The sequence below is a fragment of the Sphingomonas phyllosphaerae genome, from assembly GCF_036946485.1.
Classification (GTDB): domain Bacteria; phylum Pseudomonadota; class Alphaproteobacteria; order Sphingomonadales; family Sphingomonadaceae; genus Sphingomonas; species Sphingomonas phyllosphaerae_E.
In genome coordinates this window covers 1,038,522-1,058,653 of the sequence record NZ_JAQIJA010000005.1, presented here as the reverse complement: position 1 = coordinate 1,058,653, position 20,132 = coordinate 1,038,522, and the positions used below count along the sequence as shown (strand labels likewise).

The following is a 20,132-nucleotide window of genomic DNA, read 5'->3' as shown; positions in this document are numbered from 1 at the left end:
GTCACCCTCCTTGCGGCATCCACCGCCACGCACCCTCGATCGGCCACGGCACCGCCCCCGGCCGCGCGACCACGCGCCGCGCGAGCGCATCGGCATGGATGATCCCGTCGGCGGCGCGGATCGCCAGATGCAATTGCGTCGCCGCCACGCGGCAGAGCAGGACGTCGCCGGGCACCGCGCCGTCGCACGCCACCAGCCCGGGCGGGATCACGATCGCCGGCATCCGCCCGCGCGCCACCGCATAGTCGCGCGGCAACGCCACGTCCGCGCCCGCCCGACGGAGCGCGACCGCCACCAATCCCACGCAATCCAGCCCCGATGCGGGATCGCGCCCCTGCAAGCGAAACCGCGCCCCTACCAGCGTTCGCGCGGCGGCGAGCACCCGTTCACCCCCCGTCACCCGCCGGGATAGCGCGTCAGCAGGTCGATCCCCGGCAGATGCGGCTCGCCGCGGAAATTCGCGACATTGCCGAACCGCGCCGCACAGGTCGCCAGCCGTCGATCGCATCCCTCGATCAGCTCGACCAGCACCCCCTCGGCAACCGCGAACACCGGCGGCGCGCGCAGCACCACCTCCACCCCGGCGGACCGCTCGATCGCGCTCGTCAGCCCGGCGTTCGCGCCACCGAACCAGCGCAGCATGCCTTCGCCATAGGCGTCGGCGACCGGCTCGCCCGCGTCCAGCGTCACCTTCGCCCCGGCCCATGCCGTCACGCGCGCGAACCGCCGCCGCGACGCCATTGCCACCCGACAGCGCGCATCGCCCAGCGTGGCGCGACAGGCGGGCGACGTCGCCTCGCTCGCCGGTCGTTCCAACTGCGCCTGCGTCCCGCGAAGTTCGGCGGTGAAGCCCTGCTCGTCCAGCTCGACCTGGCCGATCCGCCCCTCGCCAAGCGGGATCGCCGTGCGCGCAGGGTCGCTCCAGTCGACCGCGCCGATCACCACCCGCGCCCCGTCCCAGCGTCCGGCCAGCAGGTCGTCGCGGCGGAAAGCGCCGGTTCCCAGCGCCCCGGCCACCTCCATCGTGTCGGCATCCAGCCCTTCTGCGCGGACGATCGCGGACGGCGTCATCCCCGGCGCGGCGCGATAGGTGACGCCGCCCACCACCAGATCGCGGTCGTGATCGGTCAGCGCCAGCATCACCCCGTCGCGCCGCTCTACCCGCCAGCACAATGCCTGCGTCACCAGCCGGTCGCTCATGCCTCGCGCACCTCGATCAACGGCACCGACGGCGCCGCCCCGGCGAGATGCGTCGCCCGCGTCACGGTCAGCCGGTCCTCCGCGAAACGGACCGGCACGTCGAAGTCGAACGACGCCGCCACCACCGCGCCCTGCGACGGTGCGGCATCCAGCAGGACCACGCCGCGCGCGCCCAACGTGAAGGCCGAGGTTGCATTTCCATCTACCGTCACGCGGACGCTGCCCGCCACCGGTCGCGTGATCCGTCGCGTCGCCGCGCCATAGCGCCGCAGCAGCGCGAACTGCCGCGTCGCGCCGTCGCCGGTACCGATCGTCTCGTTCGTCGCACGCCAGTCGAACGGATCGCGCAAACGGAACCCGCGGGCGGCGCCCATCCGTGCACGGAAGAACGCGAGCAGCGTCGCGACATCGGCCTCGCTGCGCACCCCCGGCCCGACGTCGTAACGCGTGCGTGCCTCCGCCCAGCCGGCGCTGCGCGTCTCGCGCCCGCCCGCGCTCGTCGTCACGCCGGTCGAGAAAGTCGGCGTCACCTCCGCCTCGCGCCCCAGCGCCAGCGGGAACATCACGTCGTCGAACGCCTCCACCGCGTCCTCCTCCTGCCAATAGACCAGCCCGTCACGCAGCACCTGCGGCAACGCCCACAGGTAGACGCGCGCCACCCCGCGCGCCTGCGCCGCACCCGCCGCCGCCACGATCGCCGGCCATTGCCCACGATCCGCACTGCGCAGCACGAAACCGGAAAGATACTCCTGCGCCGCCGCGGGATAGCCGAGCCGCGCCCCCGCCAGCGCCGCGCCGCGCGCGCTCGCCGCCGCGTCATCGCCGGTCACCCAGTCGTAATCCTCGAGCTGCAGCACATCGAACGCCGGCATCGCCCAGCCGGGCGGCAGGTTCATCCGCATCACCTCGGGCGCGGCGGCATCCAGCACCGTCGGCAGATAGGCGAGCAGATACGTCGTGCACCCCGGTGCCGCCGCCTTCACCGCCGCCGCCAGAGCGCTGGTCGACCCCGCCAGCGCCGCACCCGCACGATCCAGCGTCGCGCGCTGCGCCTCGCTCAAGGCACCGCGCACGCTCGCGATCGCCACCGGCGCGAACGCCGCCGTCGCACTGTCGTCGTAGAGGCACGGCCGCCCGTCCGGCATCACCCACCACCACGGCTCGCCGATCTGGAAGTGCGGCGCCAGCCCCGCCGCGGTCCCGATCCCGACGAACGCCAGCGCCACCCCGCGCAGATGCGCCATCGCCGCCGCGTTGCTCGGCGACAGCAAGCTCGAGGGCGGCACCCAGCCGGTCAGTGCGGGCGATCCATCCGCGGCGCGCTGCTTCCACGCCGCCGGGCAGTGCGCATCGAACAATTCGTAGGACAGCGACCAGATGACATCGAAGCCCAGCACTTTCGCGCGCTCGGCAAAGTCGCGATGCCACGCCGCGCACGCGACGTTCAGCCCGCTGTCCACCATCCCGCCTCGCAGGCGGAAATAGTGGCTCATGCCAACGTAATGGACGATCCCGCCACGATAGCCGAGCTGCAGCACATTGCGCAGCAATCGCGCCGGCGTCAGGTGATAGCTGTCATCGTATCCGCTCGCGATGCGCAGGTCGTGTTCGGGCAGCACCGCGTCGCCGATGGCGATCGCCGCCCCCACGCCGTCGCACGCGATCGCGCTCAGCTCGACCCACGCCTCGACCGGCGCTGCCAGCGCCCCGCCCGCCACGTCATAGCCCGGCGCGACCAGCGACACGAACATCCGGTCGACATCGCCCGCCCAGACGGGATCGCGTTCGGCCGGCAGCAGGAACCCGCCGTCCACCGCGGCGAAGTCGATCGAGACCTCCGCATCCCCGGGCGTCCCGCGCGCGTAATTCCACAGCCGCACGTACCACGATCGCGCCCGCCCCGCTTCGTCGCGCCCCTCGATCGTCAGCACCGGGCCGTTCACCGCGTCGAGCGCCAGCACCCCCGCCGACCGCCAGCGGAACGACAGGCGGCATCCGCGATAATCGCGCGCCGTCTCGTACCCCAGCAGCGGATGGTCGTGCCGGTCCGCACTCTCCCAGATCAGCCCCGCCAGATCGTCACGATTGTAGAACACCGCATCGACGCGCAGCGCATCCGCCGCGATCGTCGTCACCGCCGCCATCATCGGCCGCGGGAAATCGACCGTCCAGTACACCGGGTCGAAGCGCGTCATCAGGCCCGTCGCCTGCCCGGCGCGCGCCGCGGTCAGCCAATGCCCCATCACTCCGCCTCCATCAGCGCGGCGCGCACCGCGCGCGCCACCTGCCGGCTCGATCGCGCCATCGCCTCGGGCGCCGCCGTCGCACCGGCATTGATCGTGATCGCCACCCGCACGTCGCGCGCGCCGCCACCGCCAGGCACCGCCACCTGCCCGCTGGACGTCGGCACGAACACCTCCGGGCCGCGCTCGCCGACCAGATAGGCACGTCCCGGGCTCACCGGCCCGCCCGTCGCGCGCCCCGGCAGCCCCAACAATCCCGTCAACACGCCCGCCAGCCCGCCCCCGCCATTGCCGAGCACGCTGGTAAGTCCCCTCTTGAGCGCCGCGGTCGCGATCTCGCCCAGCGCGTGCAGCGCCACGGACTTGAGATCGTCGAACCCCAGTTTGCCGGTGCGCACCGCGCGCGCCAGCGCGGTCTCCACCGCACGCCCGGCGCGCTCGGCCCCGTTGCCCAGCCCGCCTTCCAGCGTGGCGCGCATCGCCGCCACGTCGCGCGCGAACCCGCCGGTGTCGGCGCGCACGCCGATCACCAGCCGCTCGATCTCGTCATCCATCGGGAAAAGCCTCCTGCATCGCCGCGATCGTCGCGGCATCGGGGGGCGTCGCCGCCTCAGGCGCACACGCGCGCACCAGCGCCGCCAGTTCCTCGGGCGTCGCGCGCCAGAAATCGTCGGGCCGCCACCCGAACACCGCCCCCGCCAGCCCGGCCAGCCGCCGCGCCGCTTCGGCGAAGGTCGTCATCGCCCCGCCAGGATCTGCGTCAACAGCACCTTCAGCGCCGGGGTCGACGCGCTCACGCCCGCCGCGACCACCGCCTCGCCCAGCGCCTCGCGCGTCAGCGCCGGTGGTGCGTCGTGCCGGCAATGCCAGAACAACCCCACCAGCTCCTCCAACCGCAGCAGCCCCTCCGCCGCCCGCTCGACCAATGCGAACAGCGGCCCCAGTTCCTGCTCGGCCGCCACCAGCGCCGCGAAGGTCGGGCGCAGCACCAGCATCTCCCCCGCGACGCGCAGCGCCGCCTCGCCCCGCACCGGGTTCACGCGCTCACCACCGCGCCGGAGCTTTCCAGCGCGAGCGTGTAGCTGCGCTCGCCGTTGTAATCGCCGGCATAGTCGAGCCGCGTGACGAGGAACCGCCCGGTCATCATCTCGCCGCTCTCGAACGTCAGCCGGTAATCGTCGAGCGTCCCCGCCAGCGCGCTCGCCCTAACGCGCTGCTCCGCCGCCGATCCGGTGAACACCCCAGCGGCGGCGACGCTCACCGAGCGCACGCCCGCGCCCGACAGCAGGTCGCGCCACCCGCCCGAATCCTTGCTGGTGATCGCCACCGCCTCGCCGTTGACGCTCAGCTGCGTCGTGCGCAGCCCCGCCACCGTCCGGTACGTCACCGGGGTCGCGCCATCGCCGACCTTCAGCAGGAACGCACTGCCCTTTTCCGCCGCCATCTCAATCCTCCGCCATGATCCGCACCCGCACGTCGACCAGCGCCGTCCAGCGCCCCGCGCTCTCGCTCACCAGCACGCTGCGCACCGGCACCGCCGTCACCACCCGCCACCCTGCGACGCCGGGCAGCGACAGCAGCGCGGCCTGCGCCTCCGCCGCCAGCGCCACAGCGCGCGCCCCGCTCTCGCCCGCGTCGCGCACCGCCACGCCGATGCGCAGCTCGCGCCCGGCACGGTCCTTGGTTCCCCAGTCGCTCTCGCTCCATTCGCGCAGCGTCAGGAACGGCACCGTCCCTTTCTCCGCCGCGCTCTCGAACACCCGCGTCACCGCCACCCGCTCACGCAGCTGCGCCAGCACCGCGGCGCGCATCAGTGCCGCCACCACGCCAGTGACGGGTCCTCGACCCAGCGCCGCTTCAGCCCGCGCGCGCCGACCTCGACGCCCTCGTCCCGCGCGACGATCTCCGCCTCGGGCAGCACGTCGCGCAGCCGCGTCACCACCCGCGCGCGCAGTCGCTCCACCGCGCGCTTCATGCGTGCACCGGCTGCGCGAGCGCGACGCTGCGGAACGGTCGCCACAAGGCGCTGACCGCCGCTGGCACCGGCGCGCTCCCCGCACGGCCGCTGAACAGATGCGCGGCCAGCATCGCCACGCCCTGCCGCAGCGGGGCGGGCAACCCCGCCCAGCCGCTCGCCAGCCCCGCAGTGAAGCTGACGCGCAACGGCCCCTCGCCCTTCACCCATCCGACGCCCTGCGCATCGATGTCGACCGCGACGCCGTCCGAGACGATCGCGCGCACCGGCGCGGCGGGCAGCGCCTGCCACCCGGATGCCGCACCCAACTCCGCGACCAGCTCGCGCACGATCAGCACGCGGCCGGTGAACTGCTCCGCCAGCCCCAGCGCCGCCTCGACGAATGCCAGCGCCAGCGCATCGTCGTCGATCGCCGCCGCCCGCAATTCCGCGCGCACCGCCGCCAGCGCGAGCGCACGATCCCCCGCCCCCAGCGTCACCACGCCGGGCGCTCCCGTCACCAATGTCATATGAAACTCCCGTCACCCCGGCGCCGGCCGGGGTCCACCTCCCTGCGCACACCCCTCTTCGTCGCCCCGGACTTGATCCGGGCCCCGCTTCTTCTTCCTCGATCGCCAGAAGAAGCGGGGCCCGGATCAAGTCCGGGGCGACGAAGGACGGATTTGCGCCCCGTCACAAAGCCGTTCAGCCTCAGCTTGCGGCGAATCTAAGAACCTTGATCGCCTCGCTGTTCGACACACACCCGCCGACCCGCTTGGTCGCATAGAAGGTCACGAACGGCTTGTTGCTGTACGGATCGCGCAGCACGTTGGTCTCGCTGCGCTCGGCGATCAGATAGCCGCGCTGGAAATTGCCGAACGCCACCGCATGTGCCCCCGCCGCGATGTCGGGCATGTCCTCGGCCTCGACCACCGGATAGCCGAGCAGGCTCGCCGGCTGCCCCGCCGCCATGCCCGGCTGCCACAGGAACTGCCCGTCACTGGTCTTGAACTTGCGGATGCGCGCCGCGGTCGCCGCGTTCATCACGAACGTCGCCCCCTGCCGGTAGGGCGCGCGCAACGCCTGCACCAGATCAATCAGCCGCTCCGCCCCGTTCGCGCCGAAGTCGCCGGCGGTGCCGGTCGGCACATATTGCAGCGTCCCGAACGCGCGCGTCGCATCCCCGGTGACCGCGGTCGGCGCCTGCAGGAAGCCGCGCGGGCGATTGACGCCGTTGCCGTTGACGAACGCCGCGCCCTCCGCCTTGGCGAACTCCGCGGCGATCTCCCCGGCCAGCCAGCCCTCGACATCGAACAGCACGTCGTCGAGCATCGCCTGGCTCGCAGAGGGGTTCGCGTACAGCTCGCCCATCGGCGGCGCGATCTCGACGAAGCTCGGCGTCGCGGTCACCGGCCGCGCGTCGGTCTCCGCCGCCCAGCCCGACGGCGTGCCCCCGGTCGTCACCAGCTTGCGATACCCCGCCGTACCGACCTGCACGACGTTCGCGATGCTGCGGATCGGGCTGGCGCTCTTGAGCACCGCATCGATCTGCGCGTCGATCTCCTTGGGGATCGCATAGCCGCCCTGATCGCCGGTCGTGCCGGTGAACGCCTTCTGCTCGACCACGATCCCCGACCGCACGAAGCCGTCGAACGCCGCGCCGCCACCCACGCGCGCGCCATCCAGCACCGGGCGTGCCACCACCGTATCGCTCATGCTCTTCTCCATGAAAGAGGCCCCCCGCGGGCCCCGCAAAACTCAAAGGTCGCCGATCGTCTCGACCCGCGCGGCGGGCTGCATCGGCACCGCCACCAGGCTCACCTCGACCAGATCGGCGCGCAGGATCGCGCGCCACGCACCCTGCTGCACCACCCGCGCCCGATAGCCGACCGACAGCCCCGGCAACGCGCGCGCCCGCACCAGCCGCGCCACCTCGTCGTCCGCGACCTGCGCCGCGACGCGTAAGCCCCGCGCGTCCTCGCCGATCGCCACGATCGTGCCGACCGGCACGCCGCGATGCTGCACCAGCAACGGCACCGGTCCGGCGTTCGCAAAGGCACCGCGCCGGATGACATCCCCGGCCCGATCGACCGCATCGAACACCGCGGCATAGCCCGCGATCCTCACTTGAGCGCCCCCGGCTTCAGCAGCCCGTCGAGCCCCAGCCGCACGGCGATCCCCGCAAGCAGCAACGCCAGCACGACGCGCGCCATCCACGCCGCCAGCGCGCGCCACGCCGAGCGTTTGGCATCCCGCCACGCCCGCAACAGCTCGCGCAATTCCGCGACATCGCCCGCCGCGCCCGCGTCGGCGAGCCCGAGCCGCGTCAGCGCGCGCACCGCGCCCAGCTCGCCCGCCTCCTCGACGATCGCGCGCAAGGTCGCGATCTCCGCGCCCTCGTCGCAACCCTGCGCCAGCAATTGCGCCAGCACGCTGTCCCCTGCTGCGCTCACGACCAGTCCACCATCTGCCGCTTCTCGTCGGCCGACAGGAAATCGGCCTCCGCGACCATCCGCCACAATTGCGCCCGATCCTCGACCAGCGCCGGCACCCGGTCGAGATCGACCTGCAACCGTGCGTCCGGGAAGTCCGCCGCCAGCCCGTCGCGCAGCGCCGACAGGATCGCGCCCGCCAGCGGCAGCACCGTCAGCCGCCACAAGGCGCGGTTCGCTTCCTTGTAATTGGCGTGGGTGCTGTCGCCCGGCAGCCCGAGCAGCATCGGCGGCACCCCGAACGCCAGCGCGATCTCGCGCGCCGCCGCCGCCTTGGTGCCGGCGAAGTCCATGTCGGCGGGCGTCAGGCTCATCGCCTGCCACTTCAGCCCGCCCTCCAGCAGCATCGGCCGCCCGGCATTGGCCGCGCCGGCGAAGCCCTGTTCCATCTCCTCGCGCAGCCGCCGGAACTGATCGGGGCTCAGCACCGATCCGTCGCCGGCATCATAGACCAGCGCCCCCGAGGGTCGCGCGGCATTGTCGAGCAACGCCTTGCTCCACGCGCCCGCCGCATTGTGGATCGCGATCGCCGCCGACGCCGCATTCAGGCACCCCAGCCCGTAATGATCGTCGACCGGATTGAAGCGCCGGACATGGATCACGCTGGCCGGGTCGAGCCGCGTCGTCCGCACCCCGACGCGGTACAGATACGCCCCGGGCCAGCCATCCGCGCCCAGCTCGACGCTCACCCGCTCGGGGCGCAGCGCGAACAGCTCCACCACCTGCCCCTCGCCATCGCGCAGCACCTGCACGAAGGCATTGCCATGCAGCAGCAATTGCGCCGTGACCGACTCCAGCAACCCGCGCCCACCCGCCAGCGCGCGCAGCCGCGCGTCGTCGGCGTCGAGCGGCGCCCCTTCGACGCCCTCGGCGACCAGCTTCACCGCGCGCTGCGCGATCGCATTCGCGCAATAACCGGCGCGCACCTGCGCCTCATACCCTTGCGGCCATTCCCCGATGGGCCGCGCCACCCCCGCGACACGCCCCAACGCCGGCCGCGCCACCGCGCGCCCGGACTTCCATCCGAACCAAGCCATGTGAATTCTCCGATATCTCAAGAATGCCGTTCGTGCTGAGGAGGCATCGAGCGAAGTCGAGATGATCGGGTGAACATGCCCCCGGCATGTTCAGGATCGTCCGGGGGACGATCCGACCCGATCATCGTCTCGAAGCACCTGATGGCGCGCAACGATCGCCCGCTACCCCGCCGTCATTGCGAGCGTAGCGAAGCAATCCAAGGCCGGACCAGGACGCCCTGGATTGCTTCGCTACGCTCGCAATGACGAACAACTGCGCGACACACGCCCCGAAGCCGCGCCCCGCTAAACCGAGCGCACCCGCACCTCACCCTGCCGGTCGAGCATCAGCGCAGTCAGCGCCCACACGCACGCATCCGCCCGGTCCGGCGACCGCCCCGGCCCCTCATACCCGCCGCCTGCGACCAATCCGGCCAGCTCATCCTCGAGCGCCGGAAACGCCCGCGCGTGCCACACCCGCCCGCGCTCATAGAGCGCCGCCACCGGCTCGGCGCGCGCCGCCTTCCCGCGCGACGCATGGACCAGCCGGATCGGCAGCGACGCCTGCGCCGCGCGCAACACCTGCTCGACCATCGCCCCGCCCTGGTTCGCCTCCGCCACGACGCGCTCCGCCGACACGCGCGTCGCGCACGCCACCACCGCCTGCGCCCAGCGCTCGGGGCTCGCGCCGGTCACGCTGGCGTCCTCGATCACATAGCCATGCCCGTCGCGCCCCAGTCCGGCGGCGACGATCCCGCATGCATCGCCCCCGATGCCCGCCGGCGGATCGACCCCCACCACGACACGCGTCAGCTCGGGAACGATCGCCGCGCGTTGCCGCTCGATCAGCGCACGCGACCACAAAGCTCCCGCGACGTCCTCGATCAACTCGCCGTCCAGCTCCTGCCGCCCCAGCCGCGTTCCACCGTAGCTCGCCTCCATCGCCGCCACGAAGGCGGCCGGCAGCGCTTGATTGTCGCGCGTCCGCCCGCCCGTCACCACCGTGCCCGCCTCGCCTCGCACCTGTCGCATCAACGGCGTCGTGCGCGGCGTGGTCGTCGCCAGCACGCGTGGCCACCCGCCCAGCCGCAAGCCCAGCGTCAGATTGTCCCACGCCGAGGCATGGCTCCACTTCGCCAGTTCGTCCGCCCAGGCGAAATGATGTTCCGGCCCGCGCAGCTTCTCGGGGGCGGCGGCCGAATAGACGATCGCGACCGCACCGTTGCCAAAGTGCACCTCGCCGCTCGTCGGGCGCCAGACCACGCCGTCATCGCCGTCGGTCACGGCAACGATCCCGCTCGGTCCTTCGACCATCACCTTGCGCGCATCCTCGATCGTCGCGCCGACCAGCGCGATCCGCGCCTCGGGCACCGCCCGCGCCATCGCGCGTACCCATTCGGCGCCCGCGCGCGTCTTCCCGAAGCCGCGCCCGGCCTGCAACAACCACACCCGCCAATCTCCCGGTGGTGCGATCTGTCCGCCATGCGCCCACCACTCCCAGGCGCGCTCCAGCTCGATCACCGCCGAATGACTCAACGTTCCGACCAACTTCTGACGCGCGGCATCGTCCAGCCCTGCCAACCGGCGGATCGCCTCCGTCCCCGCGCCGCTCATGCGCCGTCCCTGACGCCGGGCTGCCGCGACAGCGCCTTCAGCTTGCGCAGCAATTCCCGCTCCGCTCGCGCGCGCAGCGTGGCCTCATCCGTCACCTTCGCCTTCGTCGTCGGCGCGCTGCGTCCCGCGCGCGGACGACGCTCCAGCAACAACAGCGCCGCCGCGACGTCGACCTTCGTGTCGGTGTCGCCCAGCACCTGCCGCACCAGCGCCGCTTCCAGCCGCTCGTACGTGTCATCCAGCACCGCGCGCCACGTCGCGGCGAAACTCGCGCTTCGCCGCCGCAGCGCATAGGCCGACTGCGCGGTCTTCCCCACCGCCTCCGCCGCGCGCGCCACGTCGCCGGAGACCGCCAGCAGGTCGAAGAACCGGTTGCGCACGTCGCGCGTCCAGCGCACCGTCGGCGTCGATCGCGCGCGTATCGCTCGGGCCGCGCCCTCCGCCTCATTCGCCGCCACATTCTCGATCCCGTGCATCGCATTCCCCCGCCATCCCGAAACGCAGACGGGCCGCGCGACCGGGGCTTGCAGCCCCGAGCCGCCCGGCCCGTTCACACCATCTCGATGTTCCTGTTTTGTACACAAAGAGCGTGACGCTGTCAAGCGCCTTCGACCGTGCGACCCGCCGAAGGCGCAAGCGCATCTTGCCTGCCAGGCCGATGGTTCGCTCGACTCGTCAACGTGCCCTTTCTAAAGCCGACGGGTTGCCTGTAAGGAGCGCTCAAGCTCGGGCAACGCCTGGGATCCGGCCGCACGTAAGGATTTTTGGTATGGCACTCGTAGGCTCGCGACCATTGCAATCCCGGCAACCCGGCGGTGGCGCTGCCAGGCCGTCACGCCCGAAAACGCGTTCCGTGGTGGGGATGTTCGCCTTCCACTTCGTCGCGGCGGCCGCCGCCACGTACGGCGCTGCGGCCTTTCCGAGCGGAGCGTGGGCCTATATCGCGACGTTGCTGTTCGGGACGTTCGCCCTGGGGCTGCTGCGCGTCGCGCCGGCGACCTTCCTGCTGTTCGTGCCGCTTCTCGCCCTCCGCCTCACCGAATTCCTTTCGGGCGCAGCGATCGAGAACGGCGCGTACATGGTGGAAACCACCACCTACGGGCACCCGACGGGGGGCTTTTGTCGCCTGCTCCTGATCTATCTCGTCTTCTTCGCGGTGGCGACGGCCGTCGTGGAATCCAGCTGGCCCCGGCTCCGACAGAAGTTCATAGTGGCGCCGGCCAGGTGGCAGACGCAGGCGAAATTCATCTGGATCGTGCTCGTGGCGTTCGCCGTCGCGATCAGTGCGTACCTTCTTCGCCTTGGCATTAACAACGGCACACCGTTGTTCAGCGGCATCGATCGCTTTGCCTATCTCGATCTCATCGATTCACCGATCTATCGCGGATTCATGTACAACCGGATCGTCCTGATCCCGTTCGTCGGCGCGCTTTTCGCCACCCCCGGCTATCGCGCCCGCGCACTCGGCTACATCGTCTGGCTGATCATGACGTCGGTCATCTTCGGTGAGAAGTTCACCTCGCTCGTCATGATCATCAGCCTTTTCGCGATTCCGGCGGGTCTGGTCCATATCGCCAACGAACGCCCGATTCCCGTGGGGGTCATCGCAGGGATCAGCGCGGCGCTTGTCGTCGTCACCGTCCCCGCCATCCTGATCGTCTATGGCGCGCTGCGGGACTTCGACGGCGCCGTCCAGCGGTACGGCAATCGCGCCGCGCTGCAGGGCCAGCTCTGGTACCAGACCGACCTTCACTACCTGAGGCTCTTCCATCTGGAAGAGAATGCGATCGGCGCCGACATGGCCTCCTGGATCAACCCGGCGGCGCAGAAGACCGACACGGCCGGCACGCGGTTCGGGCTGTATTACGTCATGCAGCCGTTCACCGCCTCGCGACTTCTGGGATGGACGCAGGAGGGCGGCACCGGCTTCGTGTTCTCCCTCTATCCGTATTTCCTGCGCTCGATGGGCGTGATCGGCCTGCTGATCGTCGGTTCGATCGTCGCGGCATATCACGCGCTTGTCATGCGCCTGCTTGCGTCGGCGCTGGCTGAGGCCAGCTGGCTTGCGGCGCTGCTGTTCGGCCGGGTGATGAGCATGATCTACGCGACCTATACCACCGGCTATATGTGGAACACCTTCGGGCTGATCGCGGTAATCTACTTCCTGGTGGGTGTCTTCCTGTTGTGGGAGTCGAGGCTGGCCAACAGCCGCACGAAGGCGGCGATGCGCGCCACCGCACGCCGCGTGTCCGAGCGGTTCAGCTAGGCCGCCATCGTCGGGGGGCGTCGTTGCGGCGCCTCTCCCTCGCCTCGTCGGGCAGCAACGCCCATCGCCGCGTCAGGCGGCGAGCGTCTCGCGGCGCGGCTCGAACCACGCGCGCAGCCCGTTGATCAGCGGCTTCTCCATCCACAGGAAGGCGACATAGCCGACGGCGAGCGAGCCGAGCATCAGGCAAAGGAAATACAACACGCTGGAAAGCGGCAGGCCCGCCTTGCGCCAGACCATCGTCAAGATGTTGAGCGTGAAGGGATGGGTGAGATAGATCGAATAGGAGGCGTCGCCGATCGCCAGCGCGACCCGCGGCCAGTTCACCGACTTCCCGAGGATACCCGCCGCCGCCAGCAGCGTGGCCGGAACGATGACCGATCGCGCGCCGAACAGCGGAGCGAACGGATCGGTCACGAAGAAGACGACGCACAGCACGACGAACAGGATCGCGACCGGCGTCGGGATCTCGACGTTCCTGATGAACAGCTGCGCCAGCCCCAGACCGACCAGGAAGTTCAGAATGATCGGATTCGTCCAGAACGACAGCGCGCCGTGCGGCATGAAGGGATGGACGAGCACCAGCGCGATGAACACCGCACTCAAGCCGATCAGCGCCTTCCGTTGCGGGAAGAACAGCGCGGCGGTGAAAAGCGCGTAGAAGAAGAACTCATAGTTCAGCGTCCACCCCAGGCTCATGATCGGGTGGATCACCCCGTCGGCCCGTGCCATGGGAAAGAACAGGTAGGAGGCTACGACATAGCCCCAGCTTGGGATGCCATGATTGACGGCGCCCGATGCGAATAGCGCAGCCATAACCATCAGGCTCGTTATCACCCAATAGGGCGGCACGACCCGGATGATGCGCCGTTTCATGAATTCGGCGGGATAGCCAGCCTCGGCGAAATGCCCGTTGGCCAGATACAGCATGATGAAGCCGCTGACGATGAAGAATATATCCACCCCATTGCCCCACACGATCCCGGGAAGATTGCGCAATGGCGTCATTCCGGCGATGGGGTGGTTGGTGAATTGATCCAGCGCATGGGCGACAAGGACCATCACTGCAGCGACACCGCGCAGAATTTGTACGTTGCCGAGATACCGCTGCTTCAACGCCGTTCCCCCTTTTCGCATCCATCAGATAATGTCGCGCATCTGCCCGCGTTGCGAAGCCCTTACAAGGCAGAGAGGCTCGATCATGAGCTGCCCGCGGCATGCCGCGCAGCGGCGTCGTCACCCCTGAACGTCATTCCGGAGCCACGCACGGACGATCTTCGCCGGTCGGTCAGCAACCGCCGAAGCAACAGGATCGATCGGGATCGCCCAACGAAGGCGGCTCGAAGGTGGAGCGGGTAACGGGAATCGAACCCGTGTATTCAGCTTGGAAGGCTGCTGCACTACCATTGTGCTATACCCGCGAACACCGCAGAAAAGCAGGCTTTTCTGGCCGTGACTCAAGATTGCTTTGCAATCCCGTTTTGCAGTCGCAGCGAATAGCGCAGCGCCGCAGGGTGGTCAATCCGGCTGGCGGATGGAGTGGATCGGGTGACAGGGATGACCGGCTAACCCGTGCTTCATTGCTGCACCCTTCTCCGCGTCGCGCACGATCGCCGATGAAGAGAGCGGCAGCGGATACTCCGTCACTTCGCAATCGCCAGAGTTGCGCAGATTTGCCGTAGCTTGCCACGGATCGGCGACATGCGATTGCGCGGGCTGAATGCGGGACATTGACGTCGTGCCCGCACCCATAGCGTGAGCTTACCCGAACAGAGACCCAGCGGCCTGCCAGCCCACGCGCACCATGAAGCCCAAGCTAGCGGCGGCGGCGCCGAGACCGGCAGCGACCGCAATCACGTAGACAGTCAGCGACCCAGCACTTACATTCTGATGCTCGTTGTTCATACACCCTCCCCCAAAGCGACGGAGGCATTAAGTCATTCTGTTACAAAAAATAAATCGCTTTAACGCAAATCTGTAAAAATTAATCGGGCGCGCGAAACAACCGCGTCGTTCCTTACAGATGATGGAAGCACCCCGCAGCACGCCCGCGCAAGGTCCCATTTATAGCTCATCCGGCTTCGACGTTGGCACCGTTCGTTCAAGCCCTAATGGCCCGCCGGATTGCGGAACACCAAGCGGCAACGGAATGACCCGAAACCGTTTTGCAGCCGACAGCTAAGCTACTGACAATACGACGACCGTTCGGATCAATAACGCAGCCCGACGTGCAGGAAGTCCGGCACCGGCCCGTTCCAGCCGCCGTCGTCTGCCGCCTCGACCACCACCGGGGCGCGTTCGCGGACCCGCTCGCGTGGGCGGTCGTCACGTTCCCGCCGCGGCCGTTCACGCCGCGGCGCTTCCTCGCGCGCTTCGACCCGCGGTGTCTCCTCGGCGCTCCGCTCGCGACGCCGCCCGCCACGCTCGCGGCGCGGCGCTTCGGTGGCCGGCGCCTCGGGCACCTCGGCGATCCGCGCGATCTTCTGCCCGGTCAGCTTCTCGATATTCTCGATATTCTCGGCGTCGTCCGGCCCGACGAACGTATAGGCGACCCCGGTCGCGCCGCCGCGTCCGGTACGCCCGATGCGGTGGACGTAGTCGTCGGGATGCCACGGCGCGTCATAGTTGAAGACGTGGCTCACGCCCTTCACGTCCAGCCCCCGCGCCGCGACGTCGCTGGCGACCAGGATGTTGACGTCGCCCTTCTTGAACCGCTCCAGCTCGGCCAGCCGCGCCGGCTGGTCCATGTCGCCATGGATCTCGCCGCTGGCGAAGCCGTGTTGCTTCAGGCTCTTGTTCAGCTCGCGCACCGTCGTCTTGCGGTTGCAGAAGATGATCGCGGTGCGCACCTCCTCCTGCCCCAGCAGCGCGCGCAGCGCCTTGCGCTTCTCGAACGACGGCCCCTTCACCGGCACCACCCACTGGGTGATGTTGATGTTGGTCGACGCCGGACGCGCCACCTCGATCGTCTTGGGATTGTTGAGGAACCGGTCGGCCAGCTTCTTGATCGGCGCGGGCATCGTCGCGCTGAACAGCAACGTCTGGCGCTGCGCGGGCAGCTTGGTGCAGATTTCCTCGATATCGGGGATGAACCCCATGTCGAGCATCCGGTCCGCCTCGTCGATCACCAGCATCGAACAGCCGGTCAGCAGGATCTTGCCGCGCCCGAACAGGTCCATGAGGCGACCCGGCGTGGCGATCAGCACGTCGACGCCCTTTTCCAGCGCCTTGACCTGATCGCCCATCTGCACGCCGCCGATCAGCAGCGCCATGCTCAGCTTGTGATATTTGCCATAGGTCTCGAAATTCTCGGCGACCTGCGCGGCCAGTTCGCGCGTCGGCTCCAGGATCAGGCTGCGCGGCATCCGCGCGCGGCTGCGCCCGTGCGCGAGGATGTCGATCATCGGCAGCACGAAGCTGGCGGTCTTGCCGGTGCCGGTCTGCGCGATGCCGATGATGTCGCGCATCATCAACACCGGCGGGATCGCGCTCGCCTGGATCGGCGTCGGCTCGGTATAGCCGGTGTCGCCGACGGCGCGAAGGAGTTCGTCGGAAAGGCCGAGGTCGGCAAAGCTCATGCGGATGTCCGGGCTGTCGGGTGGCGCGGCGTGGCGGTTCCCATCGCCCTCCGCGCTTCCCGATCCACGGCGCAAAGTCAAGGAATTTGCACCCGCGCCGCCCGGCGAAGCACTATTTCTTGGTCTTCCGGGGGGTCAGCGCACGAAAGCGGGTCACCGCGCAATAGGCGCCCGATCGCGAGCGGATGCCGTCGCGTCGCGCGCACAACTGCCCATCGGCGGTCGGCTTCAGGTAGAAGCCCCGATAGAAATCCAGCGTCGGGCAATCGTCGTCCAGCTTGGCGCGAATGCGCCGCGCGCCGCCCACAACCAGATCGACCTCCCCCTCGCGCTCCACCGCCGCGCCGGTCAGCGTGTTCATCGCCACGCACTCCGGCCCCTTCTTCTCGTCCCAGCGCACCTGCGGGACCGGCGGCGCGCCGCGCGCGCGCATCGGCGCAGGCGAGACGCGCGGCACGCGGATGATGAGGCGTTCGTGGATCGTCAGCTGCGCATATTCGACGCCATCGAGCTGCGGCGGGCTCGCCGACAGCACGAAAGGCGCCGCCGATGCGAGCAGCAGGATGGACGAGTCACGCAAGGTCATCTTGGGGCAGCAGCACTGACCATCGACGGTTGAACACCTGATGAATTGGACGCACATCGCGCGGCAGCCAAGAGAAATCGCATGACCCCCGCTCCCGCTCCCGCCACCGATCCCGCTGCGCTTCGCCGCCTCGCCGACCGCCTCGCGCCTTTGGTGGAGGCGCGCACGATCGTCACCGACCCGGATACGATCGCGCCGCTGCTCACCGACTGGCGAAGGCGCTTCCACGGCGCGGCGACGTTGCTGCTCGCCCCCGCCTCGGTCGCGGAGGTGCAGGCGATCGTCGTCGCCGCGCGCGCGGAGCGCGTGCCGTTGGTCCCGCAGGGCGGCAACAGTTCGATGGTCGGCGGCGCGACCCCGCCCGGCGACGGCCGTGCCGCGATCCTGTCGCTGCGCCGGCTCAACCGCCTCCGCGCACTCGACGCCGATGCCGGGCTGGCAGTCGCCGAGGCGGGCGTGATCCTGTCGGATCTCCACAGCGCCGCGCTCGCACAGGGCCGCCGTTTCCCGCTGTCGCTCGGCGCGAAGGGCGTGGCGACGGTCGGCGGGCTGGTCTCGACCAATGCCGGCGGCACGCAGGTGCTACGCTTCGGGACGATGCGCGCTTTGGTCGCGGGGGTCGAGGCGGTACTGCCCGACGGCTCGCTGTACGACGGCCTGTCCGCACTGAAGAAGGACAATCGCGGTTACGACCTCGACCAGTTGCTGGTCGGCGCAGAGGGCACGCTCGGCGTGGTCACCGCCGCGACCTTGCGGCTGGTGCCGGCGGTCGCGGCGCGCTGCGTGGCATGGGTCGGGGTCGCCTCGCCCGACGCCGCGCTGACGCTGCTGCGCCGCTTCCAGCGCGCCACCCCGGCGCTGGAGAGTTTCGAGCTGCTCCCCGCCGAATCGCTCGGTGCGGTGCTCACCCACATCCCCGGCACGCGCGCGCCGCTGTCGGGCGGCCACCCGTGGCACGTCCTGCTGGAGGTCACCGCCGACACGCCGGACGACGACCCTGCCGCGCTGGTCGAACGGGTGCTCGCCGCCGCGTTCGCGGACGGCGTCGCCGCGGACGCGACGCTCGCCGCCAGCGAGGCGCAGGCCGAGGCGTTCTGGCGAATCCGCGAATCGATCTCCGATGCCGAGCGCGCGACCGGCCCGGCCGCGCAGCACGACATCTCGGTGCCCGTAGAGGCGATGCCGCGCTTCATGGTCGAGGCGGCGGCGGCGTGCCACGCGCGCTTCCCCGGCACGCGCGCCTCCGGGTTCGGGCATCTCGGCGATGGCAACGTCCATTTCCACGTCCGCGCCGCGCCCGGCGCCGATCCGGCGCATTGGTATGCCGAGCAGGTGCCGGTCGTCTCCGCGTTCGTCCACGACCTCGTCGTCGCGGCGGGCGGATCGATCTCGGCAGAGCATGGCATTGGGCAGATGAAGCGCCGCGAGCTGGAACGGCTCGGCCCGCCGGCGCGGCTGTGGGCGCTGCGCGCGATCAAGCGCGCGTTCGATCCCGACGAGCTGTTCAACCCCGGAAAGCTCGTCACGCTTGCGCCCGACGCGCCCATTCAATAGCACCGGCGCGGTCCGGGGGGACGGCAGGACGTGACGTCCCCTTGCGCGAATGCACACGATACCGTCCGTTCTGGAGATTCCCATGGCCAGCGCGCCGCAACTTCCGCTCTTCTACAACGGCCTCGAACCGCTTTCGAGCGAGGTTCACGCCAACTTCAAGGTGAAGCCGTCCGACACCGCGCCGTTCCTGGTCAACCAGCATGCGATCCCCGTCACGGTCGAGGAATTCCCGCTGATCCAGCGGCATATGCCGATCGTCTTCTCGTCGGGCGAGGATGCGATCCCGATCGCGCTGATGGGCCTGAACGAGGGCGTCAACGTCTTCATCTCCGACGAAGGCCGGCTGATCGACGAAACGATCTACGTCCCCGCCTATATCCGCCGCTACCCGTATATGCTGGCCCGCCTGCGCCCCGACGCCGACGAACTGTCGCTATGCTTCGACCCGTCGTCGCCGACGATCGGCGCGTTCGACGAGGGCGATGCGCTGTTCACCGATGGCCAGCCGTCGGAGCTGACCCAGAACATCCTCAAGTTCAACGAGAACTTCGAACAGGCCGCCGCCCGCACCGGTCAGTTCATGAAGGAGATCAAGGAACTCGACCTGCTCATGGAGGGTGAGGTCACCATCCAGCAGGACGGGATCGAGCAGCCGTTCGTGTACCGCGGCTTCCAGATGATCGACGAGAAGAAGCTGTCGGAACTGCGCGGCGACCAGTTGCGCAAGATCTCGCAGTCGGGGATGCTCCCGCTGCTCTACGCGCACCTGTTCTCGCTGGCGCTGATGCGCGAGATCTTCGCGCGGCAGGTCAAGCTCGGCAAGATGCCGCAGCCGCAGCTGAACGCCTGACGAAAGGGAACGCGATGGCCACCCGACTGCCCGTGAACGAGCGGTATTCCGCGGTCGCCATCGCCTTCCACTGGACGATCGCCGTGCTCGTGATCGTCAACCTGATCGTCGGGATCGGCCATGAACCGATCCCGGCGCTTCGCGCATGGATGCCGGGGCACAAGGCGATCGGCATCACCGTGCTCGCGCTCACCGTGCTGCGGGTCGCCTGGCGGCTGCTGCACCGCCCGCCGCCGCTGCCCGCCTTCACACCCGCCTGGGAGCGCGGGGTCGCCCATGCGACGCACTGGACGCTCTATGCGCTCCTGCTGCTGATGCCGCTGTCGGGCTGGGCGATGGTCTCCGGCCCCGAAGGCCGTCGTCCGCTCAGCTGGTTCGGCATCGCCGATCTGCCCTATCTCCCCGTCGACGCCACCGGGGCGAGCGCGGGTCACGAGGTGCATGAGATCCTCGGCTGGCTGATGCTCGCGCTGGTCGTGCTCCACGTCGCCGCCGCGTTGCGCCATCACCTGATCCTGCGCGATTCGGTGCTGCTGCGAATGCTCCCTCGCGGCGCCCGCTAAGTCACCGTCGTCCCTGCGCAGGCAGGGGCCATGTCTGCCGATTTCGCCGACACCGCCGCCTCGATGCGGCCGCCGCCGAGTCCAGCGCCGCACCGCGCGTCAATTCATCGCACCGCGCCAACCTTTTACAGCCCGCCCCTTGCAACCAAAAGCGGACTGCCTAAGTTAAGCATGTACGGCGCTCGTGTCCCCCCTTTCGCGGGCCCGTATGACACG

General features: G+C 69.6%; 25 protein-coding genes and 1 tRNA gene. 4 read left to right on the top strand and 22 right to left on the bottom strand.

Going from position 1 to position 20,132, the window contains the following annotated elements; all coding sequences use genetic code 11:
• Position 1: 1 nt before the first annotated feature.
• From PGN16_RS13720 to PGN16_RS13645, 16 genes are all read right to left on the bottom strand, one after another.
• A complete protein-coding gene (locus PGN16_RS13720; protein ID WP_335309936.1) occupies positions 2-400 on the bottom strand; it encodes a peptidoglycan endopeptidase in 399 nt (132 codons plus the stop codon).
• Positions 397-1,200, bottom strand: coding sequence for a DUF2163 domain-containing protein (locus PGN16_RS13715; protein WP_335309935.1), 804 nt, complete (start codon positions 1,198-1,200; stop codon positions 397-399). Before PGN16_RS13715 ends, PGN16_RS13720 begins: the two co-directional genes overlap by 4 nt.
• Positions 1,197-3,443, bottom strand: coding sequence for a DUF2460 domain-containing protein (locus PGN16_RS13710; RefSeq protein WP_335309934.1), 2,247 nt, complete (start codon positions 3,441-3,443; stop codon positions 1,197-1,199). Before PGN16_RS13710 ends, PGN16_RS13715 begins: the two co-directional genes overlap by 4 nt.
• The gene (locus PGN16_RS13705; protein WP_335309933.1) at positions 3,443-3,997 is read right to left on the bottom strand and encodes a tail tape measure protein; all 555 of its coding nucleotides are present in this window, start codon (positions 3,995-3,997) and stop codon (positions 3,443-3,445) included. Before PGN16_RS13705 ends, PGN16_RS13710 begins: the two co-directional genes overlap by 1 nt.
• Positions 3,990-4,184 carry a phage tail assembly chaperone gene (locus PGN16_RS13700; protein WP_335309932.1) on the bottom strand — a complete coding sequence of 65 codons (195 nt, stop codon included), beginning with the start codon at positions 4,182-4,184 and terminating at the stop codon, positions 3,990-3,992. The genes PGN16_RS13705 and PGN16_RS13700 overlap by 8 nt, the downstream gene beginning before the upstream one ends.
• Positions 4,181-4,483: a gene transfer agent family protein gene (locus PGN16_RS13695; RefSeq protein ID WP_335309931.1), complete on the bottom strand. Its 303-nt coding sequence runs from the start codon at positions 4,481-4,483 to the stop codon at positions 4,181-4,183. The genes PGN16_RS13700 and PGN16_RS13695 overlap by 4 nt, the downstream gene beginning before the upstream one ends.
• Positions 4,480-4,887, bottom strand: a complete 408-nt coding sequence (locus tag PGN16_RS13690; RefSeq protein ID WP_335309930.1) for a phage major tail protein, TP901-1 family — start codon at positions 4,885-4,887, stop codon at positions 4,480-4,482. The genes PGN16_RS13695 and PGN16_RS13690 overlap by 4 nt, the downstream gene beginning before the upstream one ends.
• A gap of 1 nt (position 4,888) precedes the next feature.
• A complete protein-coding gene (gene gp17, locus PGN16_RS13685; RefSeq protein ID WP_335309929.1) occupies positions 4,889-5,269 on the bottom strand; it encodes a tail completion protein gp17 in 381 nt (126 codons plus the stop codon).
• Positions 5,254-5,418 (bottom strand): hypothetical protein, encoded by a 165-nt coding sequence (locus PGN16_RS13680; protein ID WP_335309928.1) that lies wholly within the window; start codon positions 5,416-5,418, stop codon positions 5,254-5,256. Before PGN16_RS13680 ends, gp17 begins: the two co-directional genes overlap by 16 nt.
• The gene (locus PGN16_RS13675; RefSeq protein ID WP_335309927.1) at positions 5,415-5,927 is read right to left on the bottom strand and encodes a hypothetical protein; all 513 of its coding nucleotides are present in this window, start codon (positions 5,925-5,927) and stop codon (positions 5,415-5,417) included. The genes PGN16_RS13680 and PGN16_RS13675 overlap by 4 nt, the downstream gene beginning before the upstream one ends.
• A 181-nt stretch (positions 5,928-6,108) precedes the next feature.
• On the bottom strand, positions 6,109-7,113 hold the full coding sequence (locus tag PGN16_RS13670; RefSeq protein ID WP_335309926.1) for a phage major capsid protein: 1,005 nt from the start codon (positions 7,111-7,113) through the stop codon (positions 6,109-6,111).
• Between the two features lie 42 nt (positions 7,114-7,155).
• Positions 7,156-7,524, bottom strand: coding sequence for an HK97 family phage prohead protease (locus PGN16_RS13665; protein ID WP_335309925.1), 369 nt, complete (start codon positions 7,522-7,524; stop codon positions 7,156-7,158).
• A complete protein-coding gene (locus PGN16_RS13660) occupies positions 7,521-7,850 on the bottom strand; it encodes a DUF6127 family protein (RefSeq protein ID WP_335309924.1) in 330 nt (109 codons plus the stop codon). Before PGN16_RS13660 ends, PGN16_RS13665 begins: the two co-directional genes overlap by 4 nt.
• Positions 7,847-8,926 (bottom strand): phage portal protein, encoded by a 1,080-nt coding sequence (locus PGN16_RS13655; protein WP_335309923.1) that lies wholly within the window; start codon positions 8,924-8,926, stop codon positions 7,847-7,849. Before PGN16_RS13655 ends, PGN16_RS13660 begins: the two co-directional genes overlap by 4 nt.
• Before the next feature lie 285 nt (positions 8,927-9,211).
• The gene (locus tag PGN16_RS13650; RefSeq protein ID WP_335309922.1) at positions 9,212-10,519 is read right to left on the bottom strand and encodes a DNA-packaging protein; all 1,308 of its coding nucleotides are present in this window, start codon (positions 10,517-10,519) and stop codon (positions 9,212-9,214) included.
• Positions 10,516-10,995 carry a hypothetical protein gene (locus PGN16_RS13645; protein ID WP_335309921.1) on the bottom strand — a complete coding sequence of 160 codons (480 nt, stop codon included), beginning with the start codon at positions 10,993-10,995 and terminating at the stop codon, positions 10,516-10,518. Before PGN16_RS13645 ends, PGN16_RS13650 begins: the two co-directional genes overlap by 4 nt.
• A gap of 386 nt (positions 10,996-11,381) precedes the next feature.
• On the opposite strand from PGN16_RS13645, the gene PGN16_RS13640 reads away from it, so the two are divergent.
• Entirely contained in the window at positions 11,382-12,785 is a 1,404-nt protein-coding gene (locus PGN16_RS13640) for a DUF6418 domain-containing protein (protein ID WP_335310340.1), read from the top strand.
• A 72-nt stretch (positions 12,786-12,857) separates the two neighbouring features.
• Here the strand turns inward: PGN16_RS13640 and PGN16_RS13635 are convergent, their stop codons facing one another.
• From PGN16_RS13635 to PGN16_RS13610, 6 genes are all read right to left on the bottom strand, one after another.
• A complete protein-coding gene (locus PGN16_RS13635; protein WP_335309920.1) occupies positions 12,858-13,922 on the bottom strand; it encodes an acyltransferase family protein in 1,065 nt (354 codons plus the stop codon).
• A 210-nt stretch (positions 13,923-14,132) separates the two neighbouring features.
• A tRNA-Gly gene (locus tag PGN16_RS13630) sits at positions 14,133-14,206 on the bottom strand.
• Positions 14,207-14,303: 97 nt separating this feature from the next.
• On the bottom strand, positions 14,304-14,516 hold the full coding sequence (locus PGN16_RS13625) for a hypothetical protein (protein ID WP_335309919.1): 213 nt from the start codon (positions 14,514-14,516) through the stop codon (positions 14,304-14,306).
• A gap of 30 nt (positions 14,517-14,546) precedes the next feature.
• Complete coding sequence (locus PGN16_RS13620) at positions 14,547-14,690, bottom strand: hypothetical protein (protein ID WP_335309918.1); 144 nt, start codon at positions 14,688-14,690, stop codon at positions 14,547-14,549.
• Between the two features lie 305 nt (positions 14,691-14,995).
• A complete protein-coding gene (locus PGN16_RS13615) occupies positions 14,996-16,363 on the bottom strand; it encodes a DEAD/DEAH box helicase (protein WP_335309917.1) in 1,368 nt (455 codons plus the stop codon).
• Between the two features lie 112 nt (positions 16,364-16,475).
• Positions 16,476-16,949, bottom strand: coding sequence for a hypothetical protein (locus tag PGN16_RS13610; RefSeq protein ID WP_335309916.1), 474 nt, complete (start codon positions 16,947-16,949; stop codon positions 16,476-16,478).
• An 81-nt stretch (positions 16,950-17,030) separates the two neighbouring features.
• Here PGN16_RS13610 and PGN16_RS13605 point away from each other — a divergent pair, with 81 nt between their 5' ends.
• The 3 genes from PGN16_RS13605 (at position 17,031) to PGN16_RS13595 (ending at position 19,916) form a co-directional block, all read left to right on the top strand.
• Positions 17,031-18,503 (top strand): FAD-binding oxidoreductase, encoded by a 1,473-nt coding sequence (locus tag PGN16_RS13605; RefSeq protein ID WP_335309915.1) that lies wholly within the window; start codon positions 17,031-17,033, stop codon positions 18,501-18,503.
• 82 nt (positions 18,504-18,585) lie between these two features.
• Positions 18,586-19,353, top strand: coding sequence for a SapC family protein (locus PGN16_RS13600; protein ID WP_335309914.1), 768 nt, complete (start codon positions 18,586-18,588; stop codon positions 19,351-19,353).
• 14 nt (positions 19,354-19,367) lie between these two features.
• Complete coding sequence (locus PGN16_RS13595; RefSeq protein ID WP_335309913.1) at positions 19,368-19,916, top strand: cytochrome b; 549 nt, start codon at positions 19,368-19,370, stop codon at positions 19,914-19,916.
• The last annotated feature ends 216 nt before the right edge of the window (positions 19,917-20,132 follow it).